Origin of the sequence: Novosphingobium sp. AP12 (genome assembly GCF_000281975.1) — a bacterium.
In the GTDB taxonomy this organism is placed as follows: Bacteria; Pseudomonadota; Alphaproteobacteria; order Sphingomonadales; family Sphingomonadaceae; genus Novosphingobium.
Genome location: NZ_AKKE01000173.1, coordinates 68,850 through 80,904, shown reverse-complemented (window position 1 = coordinate 80,904; position 12,055 = coordinate 68,850). Strand labels below are relative to the sequence as shown.

Genomic DNA, 12,055 nt, shown 5'->3' with positions numbered 1-12,055 from the left:
AACACCGCTTCGCCTTGTACTTCGGCTGGCGGATGCTGGGCCATATAACCTAAATGGTTCTCTTTGTCAAGATCCGTCATCCCAGCGCAGGCTGGGACCGGTGTGAACCCTTGAGGCGGAACCCCGCCGAAGGCCACTAGCCAGGGACTGCCCGGCCTCGTACTCGCGTGGCGCGGCCAGCGGTCCCAGCCTGCGCTGGGACGACGGTCATATTCGAACCGCCTTAGGCCGCTTCGCTCCTCACCGCATCGCTCGCCTGGAGGAACCAGCGCTCCTCGCCCTGGAGGCCGATCGCGGTGAGGGTGCCGTGGAGGAAGGCCCCCGTGTCGATGCCGACGCGGTTGGCGCAGATATCGGGCTCGGGCGTGATGGTATGGCCGTGCACCACGAAGCCACCGAAATCGCCGCGATGACTGAGAAACGGCTCGCGGATCCAGCGGCAGTCGCGCCCGGTCTGGAATTCCAGCGGTGTATCGGGGCGCACGCCGGCATGGACGAACACGTAGTCACCGATGCGGACCATCTTCTTGAAGCTGTCGAGGAAATCGAAGTCGTCCTGCGGGATGGCCTCGTTCATCAGCGCCTGGAGTTCTTCGATCTCCGCCGACATCGCCGTTGCCGCATCTACGCCGTAGGACAGGATCGTCTCCAGCCCGCCGAACTTCAGGAAGCCGCGCATCGCATCGATATCGCTGCGGCTGACGAGAAGCATTTCCTCGTGATTGCCCTGGATCAGTTCGACTTCGCGCTCAGCGGCCCACCGGCGGGCCCGCTCCACCACGGCTGCGCTGTCGTGGCCGCGATCGATCAGGTCTCCCAGCAACACGACGGTCGTGTGGGCGCGGCCACGGGCAGCGTCGTCCTTCTCGATGATGTCGATGAGCCCCTCGAACAGGTCGGCCCGGCCATGGACGTCACCCACGGCATAGACGCGTTCGCCGGATGGGATGGAGGGGGCTTGCCTGGATGGACGGCGGCCCATGAGATTGCGGATTTTTGAAAGCATTTATCGCACCGCAGTATAGCGGCGGCGCCAACCGGCACAAGCCGTGACCCATACGCATAATGTGCGTGACATAAAGCCCACAGTTCATTTCCCTAATATTGCTGAATTGAAATTTTTCTTGTGCGACCTCTGGGTGCGGTGCAGCAATATTGAGCTGTTGCAACCGAGGTCCGTGAACGAGACCGGGTGCGACGGATGCAGGTGGGACGAGGCATCAAGACAATAATTGTGAGGGAATGATCATGCTTTTGTCCGTCCGCGGCGCCATCGCCGCCACTCTTCTTGCGGGAACCGCGCTTTCCGCCGCTCCGGCCTTCGCGCAGGAAGCCGAGGCTCCCAAGGAAATCACCGTGACCGGCAGCGCCGCCGTGACCAGCGACTACCGCTTCCGCGGCGTGTCGCAGTCGGGCGGGGACATCGCGATCCAGGGCGGCATCACCGTGTCGCACGCCAGCGGCTTTTACGTCGGCACCTGGGGTTCGTCGATCGACCTCGGTTCGCTCTACGGCAGCACCGAGCTCGACATTTTCGGCGGCTGGACCGGTGAAGTCTCCTCGGGCGTGACCACCGATATCGGCCTGCTTTACTATGCCTATCCCAACGGAACCGGCGGCGATTCCGAGTTCTTCGAGCCTTACGCCTCGGTCTCGGCGATGGCCGGCCCCGCCAAGGTGAAGCTCGGCGCCACTTACGCGTGGAAGCAGGACGCTCTCCCGAACTTCGCGGGCAACAAGAAGAGCGACAACCTCTATCTCTACGGCAATGTCGACTTCGCTATCCCCAACACCCCGCTTACCCTTTCGGGCCACCTGGGCTACACCGACGGCGCGCTCGCTCCGTGCTATTACTGCACCTCGGACCGCACCGGAATCGACTACTCGATCGGCGCCTCGGCCACGATCTACGGCCCGCTTTCGGTGAGCGTGTCCTACGTCGGCGTCTCGGGCCCCAGCATCGACAGCTACACCAACGATGCCGTGGTGGGCACGCTGACGGCATCGTTCTGATCGGCTCCGTTCCGGTCTGAACATCCAGGCGAACCCTTCGCTGAAGGACCCGTCCGGCGAAATCCGGGCGGGTCTTTCGCGAGTCTACCTCAGGTAGAAGTCGATCGTCGTGACGACGCGGACCTTTTTGTACGGCGTGTCGGACTGACCCCAGCCGCCGCCCGAGTCGCCGTCGCGCGCCTCGATCGAGAAATAGCCCTGCGCCGCGTTCTTGATCGCGCCCACCTCGGCGCCGCTGTCCTTGGCGAACTGCTCCGCCGCGGCGCGCGCGTCGTTCGTGGCGGCGGCCACCATCTCGGGCTTGATGCCGTTGAGCCTGGTGAAGGTATAGGCCATTCCCGACCCTTCCTCGAGCATGACACCCCGCCGCACGAGATCGGACTGGCGGCGCACGGCGTTCTGCGCCCGCTTGATGTCGGTCGTGCGCAGAGTGACGCGCTGGCGCACCGTGAAGCTGACGATCCGGGCGTTGTCCTTGGTCTGGCTGACGTTGACCCCGGTGGGCTGGAGGGCATCGGCGGGGAATCCGAGCTCGCGGAAGAAGGTGCCGATCTGGACGGTGTCGCGGTCGACGCTGCCTTGCGCGCTCGCGAGGTCGGGGGCGGTGGCGGAGTAGCTGATCGTCCATGTCGCGAGGTCGGCGGTGACGTCCCGTTCGGCGAGGCCCTTCACGGTGACCGCGCGGTCGGCCCGCTATGCCCGCTTGATACCGTCACCGAGCGCGAACCCGCCGACGACAAGCCCCGCGGCAAGGATCGCCGAACTCGCGAGCCAGCGCACGGTCATGCCGTCCAGGCCCTTGCCTCCGTTCATGCCCGAACTATCTTCGCTCATCGCATCTCTCCCTGATGGTCGGCCGGTTGTGCCAACGATCGGCTGTCTGCGCGATGAACCGTTCTGTGGCATAGACGAACCGAGAAAGCTCCCATGACCCGCTATTTGCACACCATGATCCGAGTGACCGATCCGGACGAGACCATCCGCTTCTTCGAGCTCGTGGGGCTTAAGGAATCCCGCCGTTTTTCCAGCGAGCAGGGCCGCTTCACGCTGATCTATCTGGCACCCCCGGGGCAGGAAGAGACCGAGGTCGAGCTGACCTACAACTGGCCGGGCGAGGACGGTTCGTCCGAGGACTACACCGGCGGGCGCAACTTCGGCCACCTCGCCTTCCAGGTCGCGGACATCTACGAGACGTGCCAGCGGCTGCAGGACGGCGGCGTCACCATCAACCGCCCGCCCCGCGACGGTCACATGGCCTTCGTGCGCACGCCCGACGGCATTTCAGTGGAGCTGCTGCAGGACGGCCGGCTCGACCCCGCCGAACCCTGGGCCAGCATGCCCAACGTCGGGAGCTGGTGAACCGGCAGGGAACGCTCCGCACGCGGAGGAGTGTTCCTTGTGCACACATATCCCTTCCCGCCGGTTAACTTTGTGAAACCGCACGGAAAGCTGCTGGCGAAACGGCCCCACCTGACCATAGTCCCGAGCAGGGACGGGTTGACGGGGGGTCGACCCCCGGGGCTCCCCGGGTCGCGGAAGGGGGAAAGGTGCAGCCAACGGTCGCACTCCGATGTGTCGCAGCTTGCCTGCAGGCGGCGGAGCATGAACTGCTGTTGTTCACGGCGTTCTGGTTCATTCTGGGCGCGCTCGACGATTTCGGCGTCGACCTGTGCTGGATCTGGCTGCGGCTGATCGGGCGGGGGCGCGACGCGCGGATCACGCGGGAGGCGGCGACGGCTCCGCTATCGGGCCGCGCGGCGGTGCTGATCGCGGCCTGGGACGAAGCGGCGGTGATCGGTCACACGATAACCCACGCGCTGGGCGCCTGGAAGCAGGACCAGTTCACGCTCTACCTCGGGTGTTATGGCAACGACCCCGCCACGATCGAGGCCGCCGCGCAGGCCGCCGGGAACGATCCGCGCATCCGCATCGTGATAAACGCAAGGCCGGGGCCGACCACCAAGGCCGATTGCCTCAACCGTGTCTACGAGGCGCTCTGCGCGGACGAGCGCCGGTACGCACGGCGATACCGCTCGGTCATCCTGCACGACTCCGAGGACATGGTTCATCCCGCCGAACTGGCGGTGATCGACCGGGCGCTGGCGGAGGCGGATTTCGTCCAGCTGCCGGTGCGCCCGGAACTGCAGCCTCATTCGCCATGGGTCGCCGGACACTACGCCGACGAATTCGCCGAATCGCATTGCAAGGCGCTGATCGTACGCGACGCGCTGGGCGCGGCGATCCCGGCGGCCGGGGTGGGCTGCGGCTTCTCGCGCGACATGCTCGCCCGCATCGCTCGCCGGCGAGGAGGAGGCGAGGCGGGAGGCCCGTTCGCCGCGGAATGCCTGACGGAAGACTATGAACTGGGCCTGCTGGTGCGGCGCGAGGGCGGTCGTTCGCGGTTCCTGCGCGCCCGCGACGAGAACGGCGATCTGGTGGCGACGCGGGCCTACTTTCCGGCCAGCGTGGAAACGTCGGTGCGGCAGAAGTCGCGCTGGACGCACGGCATCGCGTTCCAAGGCTGGGACCGCCTCGGCTGGAGCGATGGCTGGGCGGACCTCTGGATGGCCCTGCGCGACCGGCGCGGGCCGCTCACGGCCATCGTGCTGGCCTGCGGCTACATGCTCGTGGTGGTCGAGGGGCTGTTGGCCCTGGCAGGCTTCGGCGGCATCGAGATGCAGCCGTCGGGCTCGCCGGTCCTGCGCCTGATGCTGCAGGCGTGCTTCGCCTGCCTGGCGTGGCGGTGCGCCTTCCGGTTCGCCTTTACCGCGAGAGAGTACGGTGCGCTCGAAGGGATCAGCGCAATCGTCCGGATTCCGGTCGCCAATTACATCGCCATCCTTGCCGGGCGCCGGGCTCTGGCGGGGTACGTCGGCAGCTTGCGCGGCGTGGCCGTGCGCTGGGACAAGACCAGTCACGACCGGCATCCCGCATGGGCTCAAGCGCAGTGAGCGGGTCGAAGATATCGCGCGGTCATCCGCTCGTCGCACTGCTGGCGGTGCTGGCCGGCTGGGCCGGCGGGCGCGCGGCAACATGGGATGCGTCGCCCGCCAACGCGCTTCAGGTGCCGACGCTCTCGGCGGATGCTGCGGAGAGCGGATACGCCGTCGATCCGCGCGGCGGACCTCTGTCGTTTCCCGATACGGCCCCTTTCTATCCCTATCCGTCGATGCCCGTCGATCCTCGCAGCAGAGCAGGCGGCTATTTTAGCTACCCGGCCGCCATGCCGGAGACCTTGCGGGGAAGGGCGTGGGCGGCCCGGTCTCCGTACTACGGCGATGCGCCTGGCCCATCCTATCCCTCGATCCCGCGCCACCTGCGCGACGATTTCGCGCTGTCCGAGCCCCTACCGCGATTTTATGCGCCCGAACCGCCCGGCATGGCGGCGATGCGGCCGCCATCCGCCGCGCCTCAGCCTGCGTCGCAGCGCCCCCGCCGCTGGTCGGCCGATGCCTGGGCGCTGCTGCGCCGGGACTCCGCCGGGGGTGTCGCATCTCCAGGCGCATTCCCGGCGACGTACGGCGCGAGCCAAGCGGGCGCCGTGCTGCGTTACAGGCTGGCGCTCTCCAGTCGCTATCGCCCGGCAGTGTACATGCGCACCACCTCGACCATGGGCCTGCCGCAGGAGACCGCCGCTGCGATCGGACTATCGGCGCGGCCGCTGCCTTCGTTCCCCGTGATCGCCGGGATAGAGGCGCGGCTGACCGACCAGGCCGGCAGGCACCGTTTCCAACCCGCGATCCTCGCCGTGACCGAACTGCCGCCGCTTCGGCTTCCCGCAGGTTTTCGCGGCGAGGCTTACGCCCAGGGGGGCTACGTCGCCGGCAGCTTCGCCACGCCGTTTGCCGACGGACAGCTCCGGGCCGACCGCGCCTTGCTGAGCGTCGGCAAGGTCGATACCCGCATAGGGGCAGGCATCTGGGGAGGGGTCCAGAAAGGCGCCGCCCGGCTCGATGCCGGCCCGACCGCTTCCGTCGTGATGCCGCTCGGCCGGGGGACCAACGGTCGCATCGCCATCGACTGGCGGTTCCGTCTTGCCGGAGAGGCAGTGCCGGACTCGGGCCCTGCGCTGACTCTATCCGCAGGTTTCTGACCGAAACTTCTTGAAACGCCGCTTTTCTGCAAGGCGTTGCTGCGGTAGCGAGAAGTCAGCAATGGACGTTTACCTCCCCATCGCAAACCTTTCGGTCAACGGTCTCATCATCGTTGGTCTGGGTCTGCTGACCGGCCTGCTTTCGGGCATGTTCGGCGTGGGTGGCGGCTTCCTGACGACGCCGCTGATGATCTTCTACGGAATCCCCCCCACCGTCGCCGCCGCCTCCGCCGCGAGCCAGGTGACCGGCGCCAGCGTCTCGGGCGTGTTCGCGCATACACGGCGCGGCAACGTGGACTACCAGATGGGCTCGGTCATGGTGGCGGGCGGCATCATCGGCACCGGCATCGGCGCGCTGCTGTTCAATCTGCTGCAGAAGCTGGGTCAGATCGATACCGTCATCAACATCCTCTACGTCCTGATGCTCGGCTCGATCGGCTGGCTGATGGCGCGCGAGAGCATCCAGGCGATCCTGGCGGAGCGTTCGGGCGTCCCGCTGCCCGCGCGCAAGCGGCGGCACCACCCGATGGTGGCGAGCCTGCCGATGCGTTGGCGTTTCTACCGTTCGGGCCTCTACATCTCGCCGCTGGCGCCGCTGCTCCTGGGCATGGGGACGGGCATCCTGACGATGCTGATGGGCGTGGGCGGCGGCTTCATCCTGGTGCCCGCGATGCTCTACATCCTGGGCATGAGCGCGAATGTGGTGGTCGGCACCTCGCTGTTCCAGATCCTGTTCGTCACCATGGCGACGACGATGATGCACGCGCTGACAACCCATGCGGTCGACATCGTGCTGGCCTCGCTGCTGCTGCTGGGATCGGTGACGGGCGCGCAGGTCGGCGCGCAGTTCGCCCAGAAGGCGAGCCCGGTGAAGCTGCGCCTGATCCTGGCGGTGATCGTCCTGCTCGTCGCGGGACGCATGGCGCTGGGCCTCGGCTACCGACCCGACGAGATATACACGGTGGCCCCGCTGTGAAAGCGCTGGCCTCCGGCCTGATGGCGCTGCTGGCGCTGGTCATGCTGACGGGCGCGCGCGATCCGATCCTGGTGCCTGAAGTCTCGCAGCACGAGGTGGACCTGCAGCAGGGCTTCACCGGAACCGAACTGCTGCTGTTCGGCGCCATCCTCACGCCCGAGGGTTCGCGCGCGGCGCAGGACTACGACATCGTCGTCGTGCTCAAGGGCCCCACCCAGTCGATCGTCCTGCGCGAGAAGCAGAAGGTGGCGGGCATCTGGATCAATGCTGCCAGCACCGAACTGCGCAGCGCGCCCAGCTACTTCGCCATCGCCTCGACCAGGCCGATTGCCCAGATCGTCGACGACAAGACAGCGGCGATCTACGAACTGGGCCTCAAGTGGCTCCAGCTCTCCCCGATCGGCGCGATCGACGTCGACGAGCAGGCGCGCTTTTCCGAAGGCCTAGTCGACCTCAACCGCAGGAACGGCCTCTACCGTGAGGACGAGGGCGGCGTGAAGGTGAGCGAGCAGGTGCTCTACCAGGCGCGCATCGGCCTGCCCTCGCGCGTGCCCACGGGAATCTACACGGCCGAGACTTACGCCGTTTCGAAGGGCAGGGTGGTGGCCTCCGCCAGCAGCCAGGTCGAGGTGCGCAAGCTCGGCGTCGAGCGCGCGATCGCCAACTTTGCCGAGAACTATGGCTTCGCTTACGGCCTGCTCGCCGTCTTCGTGTCGGTGGCGATGGGCTGGCTCGCAGGGCGACTGTTCGCCCTGATCTGACCGGGCGCCGCGTGCGTGCTGTGGTAACGTTCTTAGGCGGAAATTAACCGAGGCCGCGCTACCGCTCGCAATCGGTTGCCAGATAATCCGACGGTAGAAGAACAATATGCATGTCGAGGGTCTCGATCAGATTCAAGCGCCCCTGGCCGCAGCCGCGCCCGTGAGCCAGGAAGCCGTTGGCCACGAGCCGATCGGCGTCGTGCTCGAGATCAGCGGTTCGGGCAGCCGCATCGCCTTCGACCTCGAGCGTCTGAACGAGATCGCCCTCGACGCCGACCCTTCGGTCGCCCTCTCCGGACAGGTCAGCAGCCAGGTGAAGATCCGCGTCGGCGGCGGCTGGCTGCTTGCCAGCGTGCGCAATCAGAAGCAGGATGGCCGGACGACCGGAGCGGTCCTCTCCGATGTCGATTTCCTCGGCGAGGGGCAGGTCGAGAAGCTGACCGGCCGCATCCAGGCCTTCCGGCGCGGCGTCACGTTCTATCCGATCCCCGGCGCGATGGTCTATCCCTGCACCAGCGACGACCTGCGCCAGATCTATGCCAGCGACGGCCGCTCGGCGATCCAGGTCGGCAACGTCTACCCCACCCGCGACATCCGGGCCGGGCTTTACGTCGATGCGCTGCTGGGCAAGCACTTCGCGCTGCTGGGCTCCACCGGCACCGGCAAGTCCACCAGCGTGGCGCTGATCCTGCACCGCATCTGCCAGCATGCGCCCGAGGGGCACATCATCATGGTCGATCCGCACGGCGAATATGCCGCGGCGTTCCGCGACACCGGCGTGATCCTCGACGTCTCGAACCTGCAGATGCCCTACTGGCTGATGAACTTCGGCGAGCACTGCGAAATCCTGCTGACCTCGCGAGGGGATGAACGCCAGCTTGACGCGGAGATTCTCGGCAAGGCGTTGCTGGAGGCGCGCGCGAAGAACCGGCTCGCCGAGCAGATGGGCCGGATCACGGTGGATTCGCCGATCCCGTACCTGCTCTCGGACCTCGGCATCATCCTCAACAACGCGATGGGTAAGCTCGACAAGGGCCACACCAGCGCGCCCTACCTGCGCATCAAGAGCAAGCTGGAGGAACTGAAGGGCGACCCGCGCTACCAGTTCATGTTCTCAGGGATGCTGGTGGGCGACGTGATGGCCGACTTCATCTCGCGACTGTTCCGCCTGCCCTCGCGCGGGCGGCCGATCTCGATCATCGACGTCTCGGGCGTGCCGACCGAGATCACCTCCACGGTGGTCGCCGTGCTCAGCCGCCTGGTCTTCGACTTCGCCGTCTGGGCGCGCGAGGAGCAGACCCGCCCGATCCTCCTCGTCTGCGAGGAGGCGCACCGCTACGTGCCGAACGAGAAGAACGCCGACGGATCGTCGGTCGGCCGCATCCTCTCGCGCATCGCCAAGGAGGGCCGCAAGTACGGCATCTCGCTGGGCCTCATCACGCAGCGGCCGTCCGATCTTGCCGAGGGCGTGCTCTCGCAGTGCGGCACCATCATTTCCATGCGTCTCAACAACGACCGCGACCAGGCCTTCGTGCGGGCCGCCATGCCCGAAGGCGCCCGCGGCTTCCTCGATTCGATCCCGGCGCTGCGCAACCGCGAGTGCATCATCTGCGGCGAGGGCGTGGCGATCCCGATGCGCGTCTCGTTCGACGATCTCGAGGAAGAAAAGCGCCCGGCCTCGGCCGACCCGTCGTTCACGCAGCTTTGGAACGAGACCGGCGGCGAGGAGGAGATGGTCCTGCGCACCGTCCAGCGCTGGCGGGCGCAGGGGCGCTGAGGCTTGGCGCGGATGCGCTCGCCGGCTCAGTCGCCCTTGTAGGCCGCGCGCCAGTTGCCCCAGCGGTAGTAGACCAGCGTGAGCGCCACCGTCAGAGCCGAGCCGACGGGGTATGCCCACCATACCGCGTCGCTTCCGAGGTAGGGCACCGCCAGCGCGTAGAAACCGAGGCGGCCCGGGTAGAGGCCCAGCGTCAGGATCACCAGCGGCGCCACCACGGCGCCATAGGCGCGCATGGTTCCGGTCAGGATCATGGTCACCGAGACGATCACGAACGAGGCGGTGCAGATCAGCTGGATGTGCTCTGCGATCGGCATCGCCGGGCTATCACCGCCGAGGAACAGCGCCAGCAGCGGATGGTCGAAGCCCACGATCAGCGCCGCCAGCACGGTCGACATCACGAGGTTGGCGCCGAGCCCGGTCATCGTCACCTTGGCGACACGGCTGTGGTCGCCGGCACCCAGCGACTGCGCGACCATGGCGCTGACCGCCGAGCCGATCGCGAAGGCGGGCATCTGCAGGTAGTTCCATAGCTGCAGCGAGGCGCCATAGGCGGCGGCCGCGTTCAGCCCCTCGCGGTTGACGAGGCTGATCATGATCAGCCCGGCGGACGAGACGATCAGCATCTGCGCGCCCATCGGCAGGCCCTTGGTGACGACGTAGGCGAGATCGGGGCCGCGGGGGATCAGGTAGTTCAGCTCCGGTCCGCGCAGGCGCAGCGGCAGGTCCTTGCGGTAGATGACCCAGATCTGGAACAGCATGCCAGCGGTGTTGGCGAAGGCGGTGGCGATGGCCGATCCGGCGACTCCCAGCGTTGGCAGCGGCCCCACGCCGATGATGAGCAGCGGGTTGAGCGCGATGTCCAGCGCGACCGCCAGGATCATCGCATAGAGCGGCGTCTTGGAGTCGCCCGCGCCGCGCATCCCCATCGAGACCATCATGTTGACCGTCGCCAGCGGGATGGTGACGAAGATCACCCGCAGGTAGTCGAGCGCATCGCTGCGGCTGGCCGCCGGCGTTCCCAGCGCGTCGAGCAGGGCGCCCGCACCGAACCAGCCGATCACGCCGGTCGCGATCGAAATGCCGATGCAGAAGCCGACGCCGGTGCCGAAAGTCCGCCGCGCCGCGTCGAGATCGCGCCCGCCGAAGTGCTGGCCCACGCGCACGGTGGTGGCCATGCCGAAGCCGAACACCGCGGCGAAGACCAGGAACATCACGATGTTCGCATTCGCCGTCGCGGCCAGCGCGCTCTCGCCCAGCAGGCGGCCGACCCAGATCGCGTTCACCGAGCCGTTCAGCGTCTGCAGCACGTTCGACACCAGCATCGGGATCGAGAACATCAGCAGCGTCTTGAGGATCGGTCCCCGCGTCAGGTCGCCCTTCAGCGCCGGGCCCTGCCGGTGCGCTTCTTCCTTCGCCTTGGCTTCGGCCTCGAGGGCCTGGGTCTCGGCGACCGGGATCGGGGATGCTTCGTTCATGTGCCCCTCGTGTCGCCCCAGAGATGGATGTGCAAGCGGTCGGTGAATCGCAATCCGCGTGCCGAGCAGAAATCCGCCAGCCAGCCCGATCGTTCCCGGACGACATCGCTGGAGCGGCCCTCGGGCATCAGGAACAGCCGCTCGCCGGGGATGGCGTAGGTTTCCTGCAGTTCCATGACCTCGGCGAGATCGGCTTCTTCGGCGATCACGAACTTAAAGAACGCGCGCGGCTCGGCGGCCCAGGCGGCGAGGCGGGCGGGCACGAGTGCGAGGCTTGCCGGGTTGCCGCTGTGCGCCAGTTTGGGGCTGACGTTGTACTGGTGGACGAGGGCGTCGAGCGCAGGATGCGGGGCGACGGTGGAGTTGGTCTCCACCTCGACGTGCATGCCGGGGCGGATGTCGTTCAGCGCGGTCACCATGCGGGCGAGGGCGGCGCCCTGCAGCAGCGGCTCGCCGCCGGTGATGACGAGGCGGTCGGGGACCAGCGCGGCGACGGCCTGCGCGAGGTCGGCTTCCTCCATCGGCACCTGGTTCTCGGTCCGCTCGAAGGCGAGGTCGTCGCGGTGGAAGCGGTTGTCGCCGGTGAAGCGCCAGGTGTAGGCGGTATCGCACCATTCGCAGGCGAGGTTGCAGCGCGACAGGCGCACGAACGTGCTCGGCCGGCCCATCGAGGGCCCTTCACCCTGGAGGGAGGCGAATATTTCCGGGGTCCCCGGGGTGGTGGTGGCGAGGGTCAGGGTCATGGGATCACAGGCATAAGGCGACAGGTTTGCACGGTTTACACGGTCCAGAGGGAAACGGCGTCAACTTGTGGCGGAAAGTGTCGTCTTGTCCGGCGGAAGTGTCGCCTTGCGACGAATAAGTGTCGCCTTGCGACCAATAGGTGTCGCCTTGCGGGTTACACCTGTCACCTTGCGTAATCGGTCAGCGGTCATGGCCGGAACAGTGACAGAGCGG

The 12,055-nt window shown here is 67.0% G+C and carries 10 protein-coding genes and 1 pseudogene; 7 read left to right on the top strand and 4 right to left on the bottom strand.

From position 1 onward, the window contains the following. Positions 1–223: 223 nt before the first annotated feature. Positions 224–1,006, bottom strand: coding sequence for a metallophosphoesterase (locus PMI02_RS24765; RefSeq protein ID WP_007688210.1), 783 nt, complete (start codon positions 1,004–1,006; stop codon positions 224–226). Positions 1,007–1,248: 242 nt separating this feature from the next. Between PMI02_RS24765 and PMI02_RS24760 the strand changes: the two genes are divergently transcribed. Then, a complete protein-coding gene (locus tag PMI02_RS24760) occupies positions 1,249–2,013 on the top strand; it encodes a TorF family putative porin (protein WP_007688208.1) in 765 nt (254 codons plus the stop codon). 84 nt (positions 2,014–2,097) lie between these two features. On the opposite strand, the pseudogene PMI02_RS24755 reads toward PMI02_RS24760, so the two are convergent. Continuing rightward, positions 2,098–2,826: pseudogene (locus tag PMI02_RS24755) on the bottom strand (SIMPL domain-containing protein). Between the two features lie 114 nt (positions 2,827–2,940). Here PMI02_RS24755 and PMI02_RS24750 point away from each other — a divergent pair. From PMI02_RS24750 to PMI02_RS24725, 6 genes are all read left to right on the top strand, one after another. Further along, on the top strand, positions 2,941–3,372 hold the full coding sequence (locus PMI02_RS24750) for a VOC family protein (protein ID WP_007688201.1): 432 nt from the start codon (positions 2,941–2,943) through the stop codon (positions 3,370–3,372). Positions 3,373–3,560: 188 nt separating this feature from the next. Next, the gene (locus PMI02_RS24745; protein WP_007688199.1) at positions 3,561–4,964 is read left to right on the top strand and encodes a glycosyl transferase family protein; all 1,404 of its coding nucleotides are present in this window, start codon (positions 3,561–3,563) and stop codon (positions 4,962–4,964) included. After that, positions 4,946–6,106 carry a hypothetical protein gene (locus PMI02_RS24740; protein WP_007688197.1) on the top strand — a complete coding sequence of 387 codons (1,161 nt, stop codon included), beginning with the start codon at positions 4,946–4,948 and terminating at the stop codon, positions 6,104–6,106. Before PMI02_RS24745 ends, PMI02_RS24740 begins: the two co-directional genes overlap by 19 nt. Before the next feature lie 61 nt (positions 6,107–6,167). After that, on the top strand, positions 6,168–7,082 hold the full coding sequence (locus PMI02_RS24735; protein ID WP_007688195.1) for a sulfite exporter TauE/SafE family protein: 915 nt from the start codon (positions 6,168–6,170) through the stop codon (positions 7,080–7,082). Positions 7,083–7,102: 20 nt separating this feature from the next. Continuing rightward, the gene (locus tag PMI02_RS24730; protein WP_193372913.1) at positions 7,103–7,843 is read left to right on the top strand and encodes a TIGR02186 family protein; all 741 of its coding nucleotides are present in this window, start codon (positions 7,103–7,105) and stop codon (positions 7,841–7,843) included. A gap of 106 nt (positions 7,844–7,949) precedes the next feature. Beyond that, on the top strand, positions 7,950–9,620 hold the full coding sequence (locus tag PMI02_RS24725; protein ID WP_007688192.1) for an ATP-binding protein: 1,671 nt from the start codon (positions 7,950–7,952) through the stop codon (positions 9,618–9,620). A gap of 26 nt (positions 9,621–9,646) precedes the next feature. On the opposite strand, the gene PMI02_RS24720 is transcribed toward PMI02_RS24725, so the two are convergent. Further along, complete coding sequence (locus PMI02_RS24720; RefSeq protein WP_007688190.1) at positions 9,647–11,098, bottom strand: MATE family efflux transporter; 1,452 nt, start codon at positions 11,096–11,098, stop codon at positions 9,647–9,649. Then, positions 11,095–11,841, bottom strand: coding sequence for a 7-carboxy-7-deazaguanine synthase QueE (locus tag PMI02_RS24715; protein WP_007688189.1), 747 nt, complete (start codon positions 11,839–11,841; stop codon positions 11,095–11,097). The genes PMI02_RS24720 and PMI02_RS24715 overlap by 4 nt, the downstream gene beginning before the upstream one ends. Positions 11,842–12,055: the final 214 nt, after the last annotated feature.

Coding starts and splice junctions, on each gene's coding strand:
- PMI02_RS24760 (WP_007688208.1), top strand. CDS start 1,249: ATGCTTTTGTCCGTCCGCGGCGCCATCGCCGCCACTCTTCTTGCGGGA.
- PMI02_RS24715 (WP_007688189.1), bottom strand. CDS start 11,841: ATGACCCTGACCCTCGCCACCACCACCCCGGGGACCCCGGAAATATTC.
- PMI02_RS24735 (WP_007688195.1), top strand. CDS start 6,168: ATGGACGTTTACCTCCCCATCGCAAACCTTTCGGTCAACGGTCTCATC.
- PMI02_RS24750 (WP_007688201.1), top strand. CDS start 2,941: ATGACCCGCTATTTGCACACCATGATCCGAGTGACCGATCCGGACGAG.
- PMI02_RS24765 (WP_007688210.1), bottom strand. CDS start 1,006: ATGCTTTCAAAAATCCGCAATCTCATGGGCCGCCGTCCATCCAGGCAA.
- PMI02_RS24720 (WP_007688190.1), bottom strand. CDS start 11,098: ATGAACGAAGCATCCCCGATCCCGGTCGCCGAGACCCAGGCCCTCGAG.
- PMI02_RS24725 (WP_007688192.1), top strand. CDS start 7,950: ATGCATGTCGAGGGTCTCGATCAGATTCAAGCGCCCCTGGCCGCAGCC.
- PMI02_RS24730 (WP_193372913.1), top strand. CDS start 7,103: ATGGCGCTGCTGGCGCTGGTCATGCTGACGGGCGCGCGCGATCCGATC.
- PMI02_RS24740 (WP_007688197.1), top strand. CDS start 4,946: ATGGGCTCAAGCGCAGTGAGCGGGTCGAAGATATCGCGCGGTCATCCG.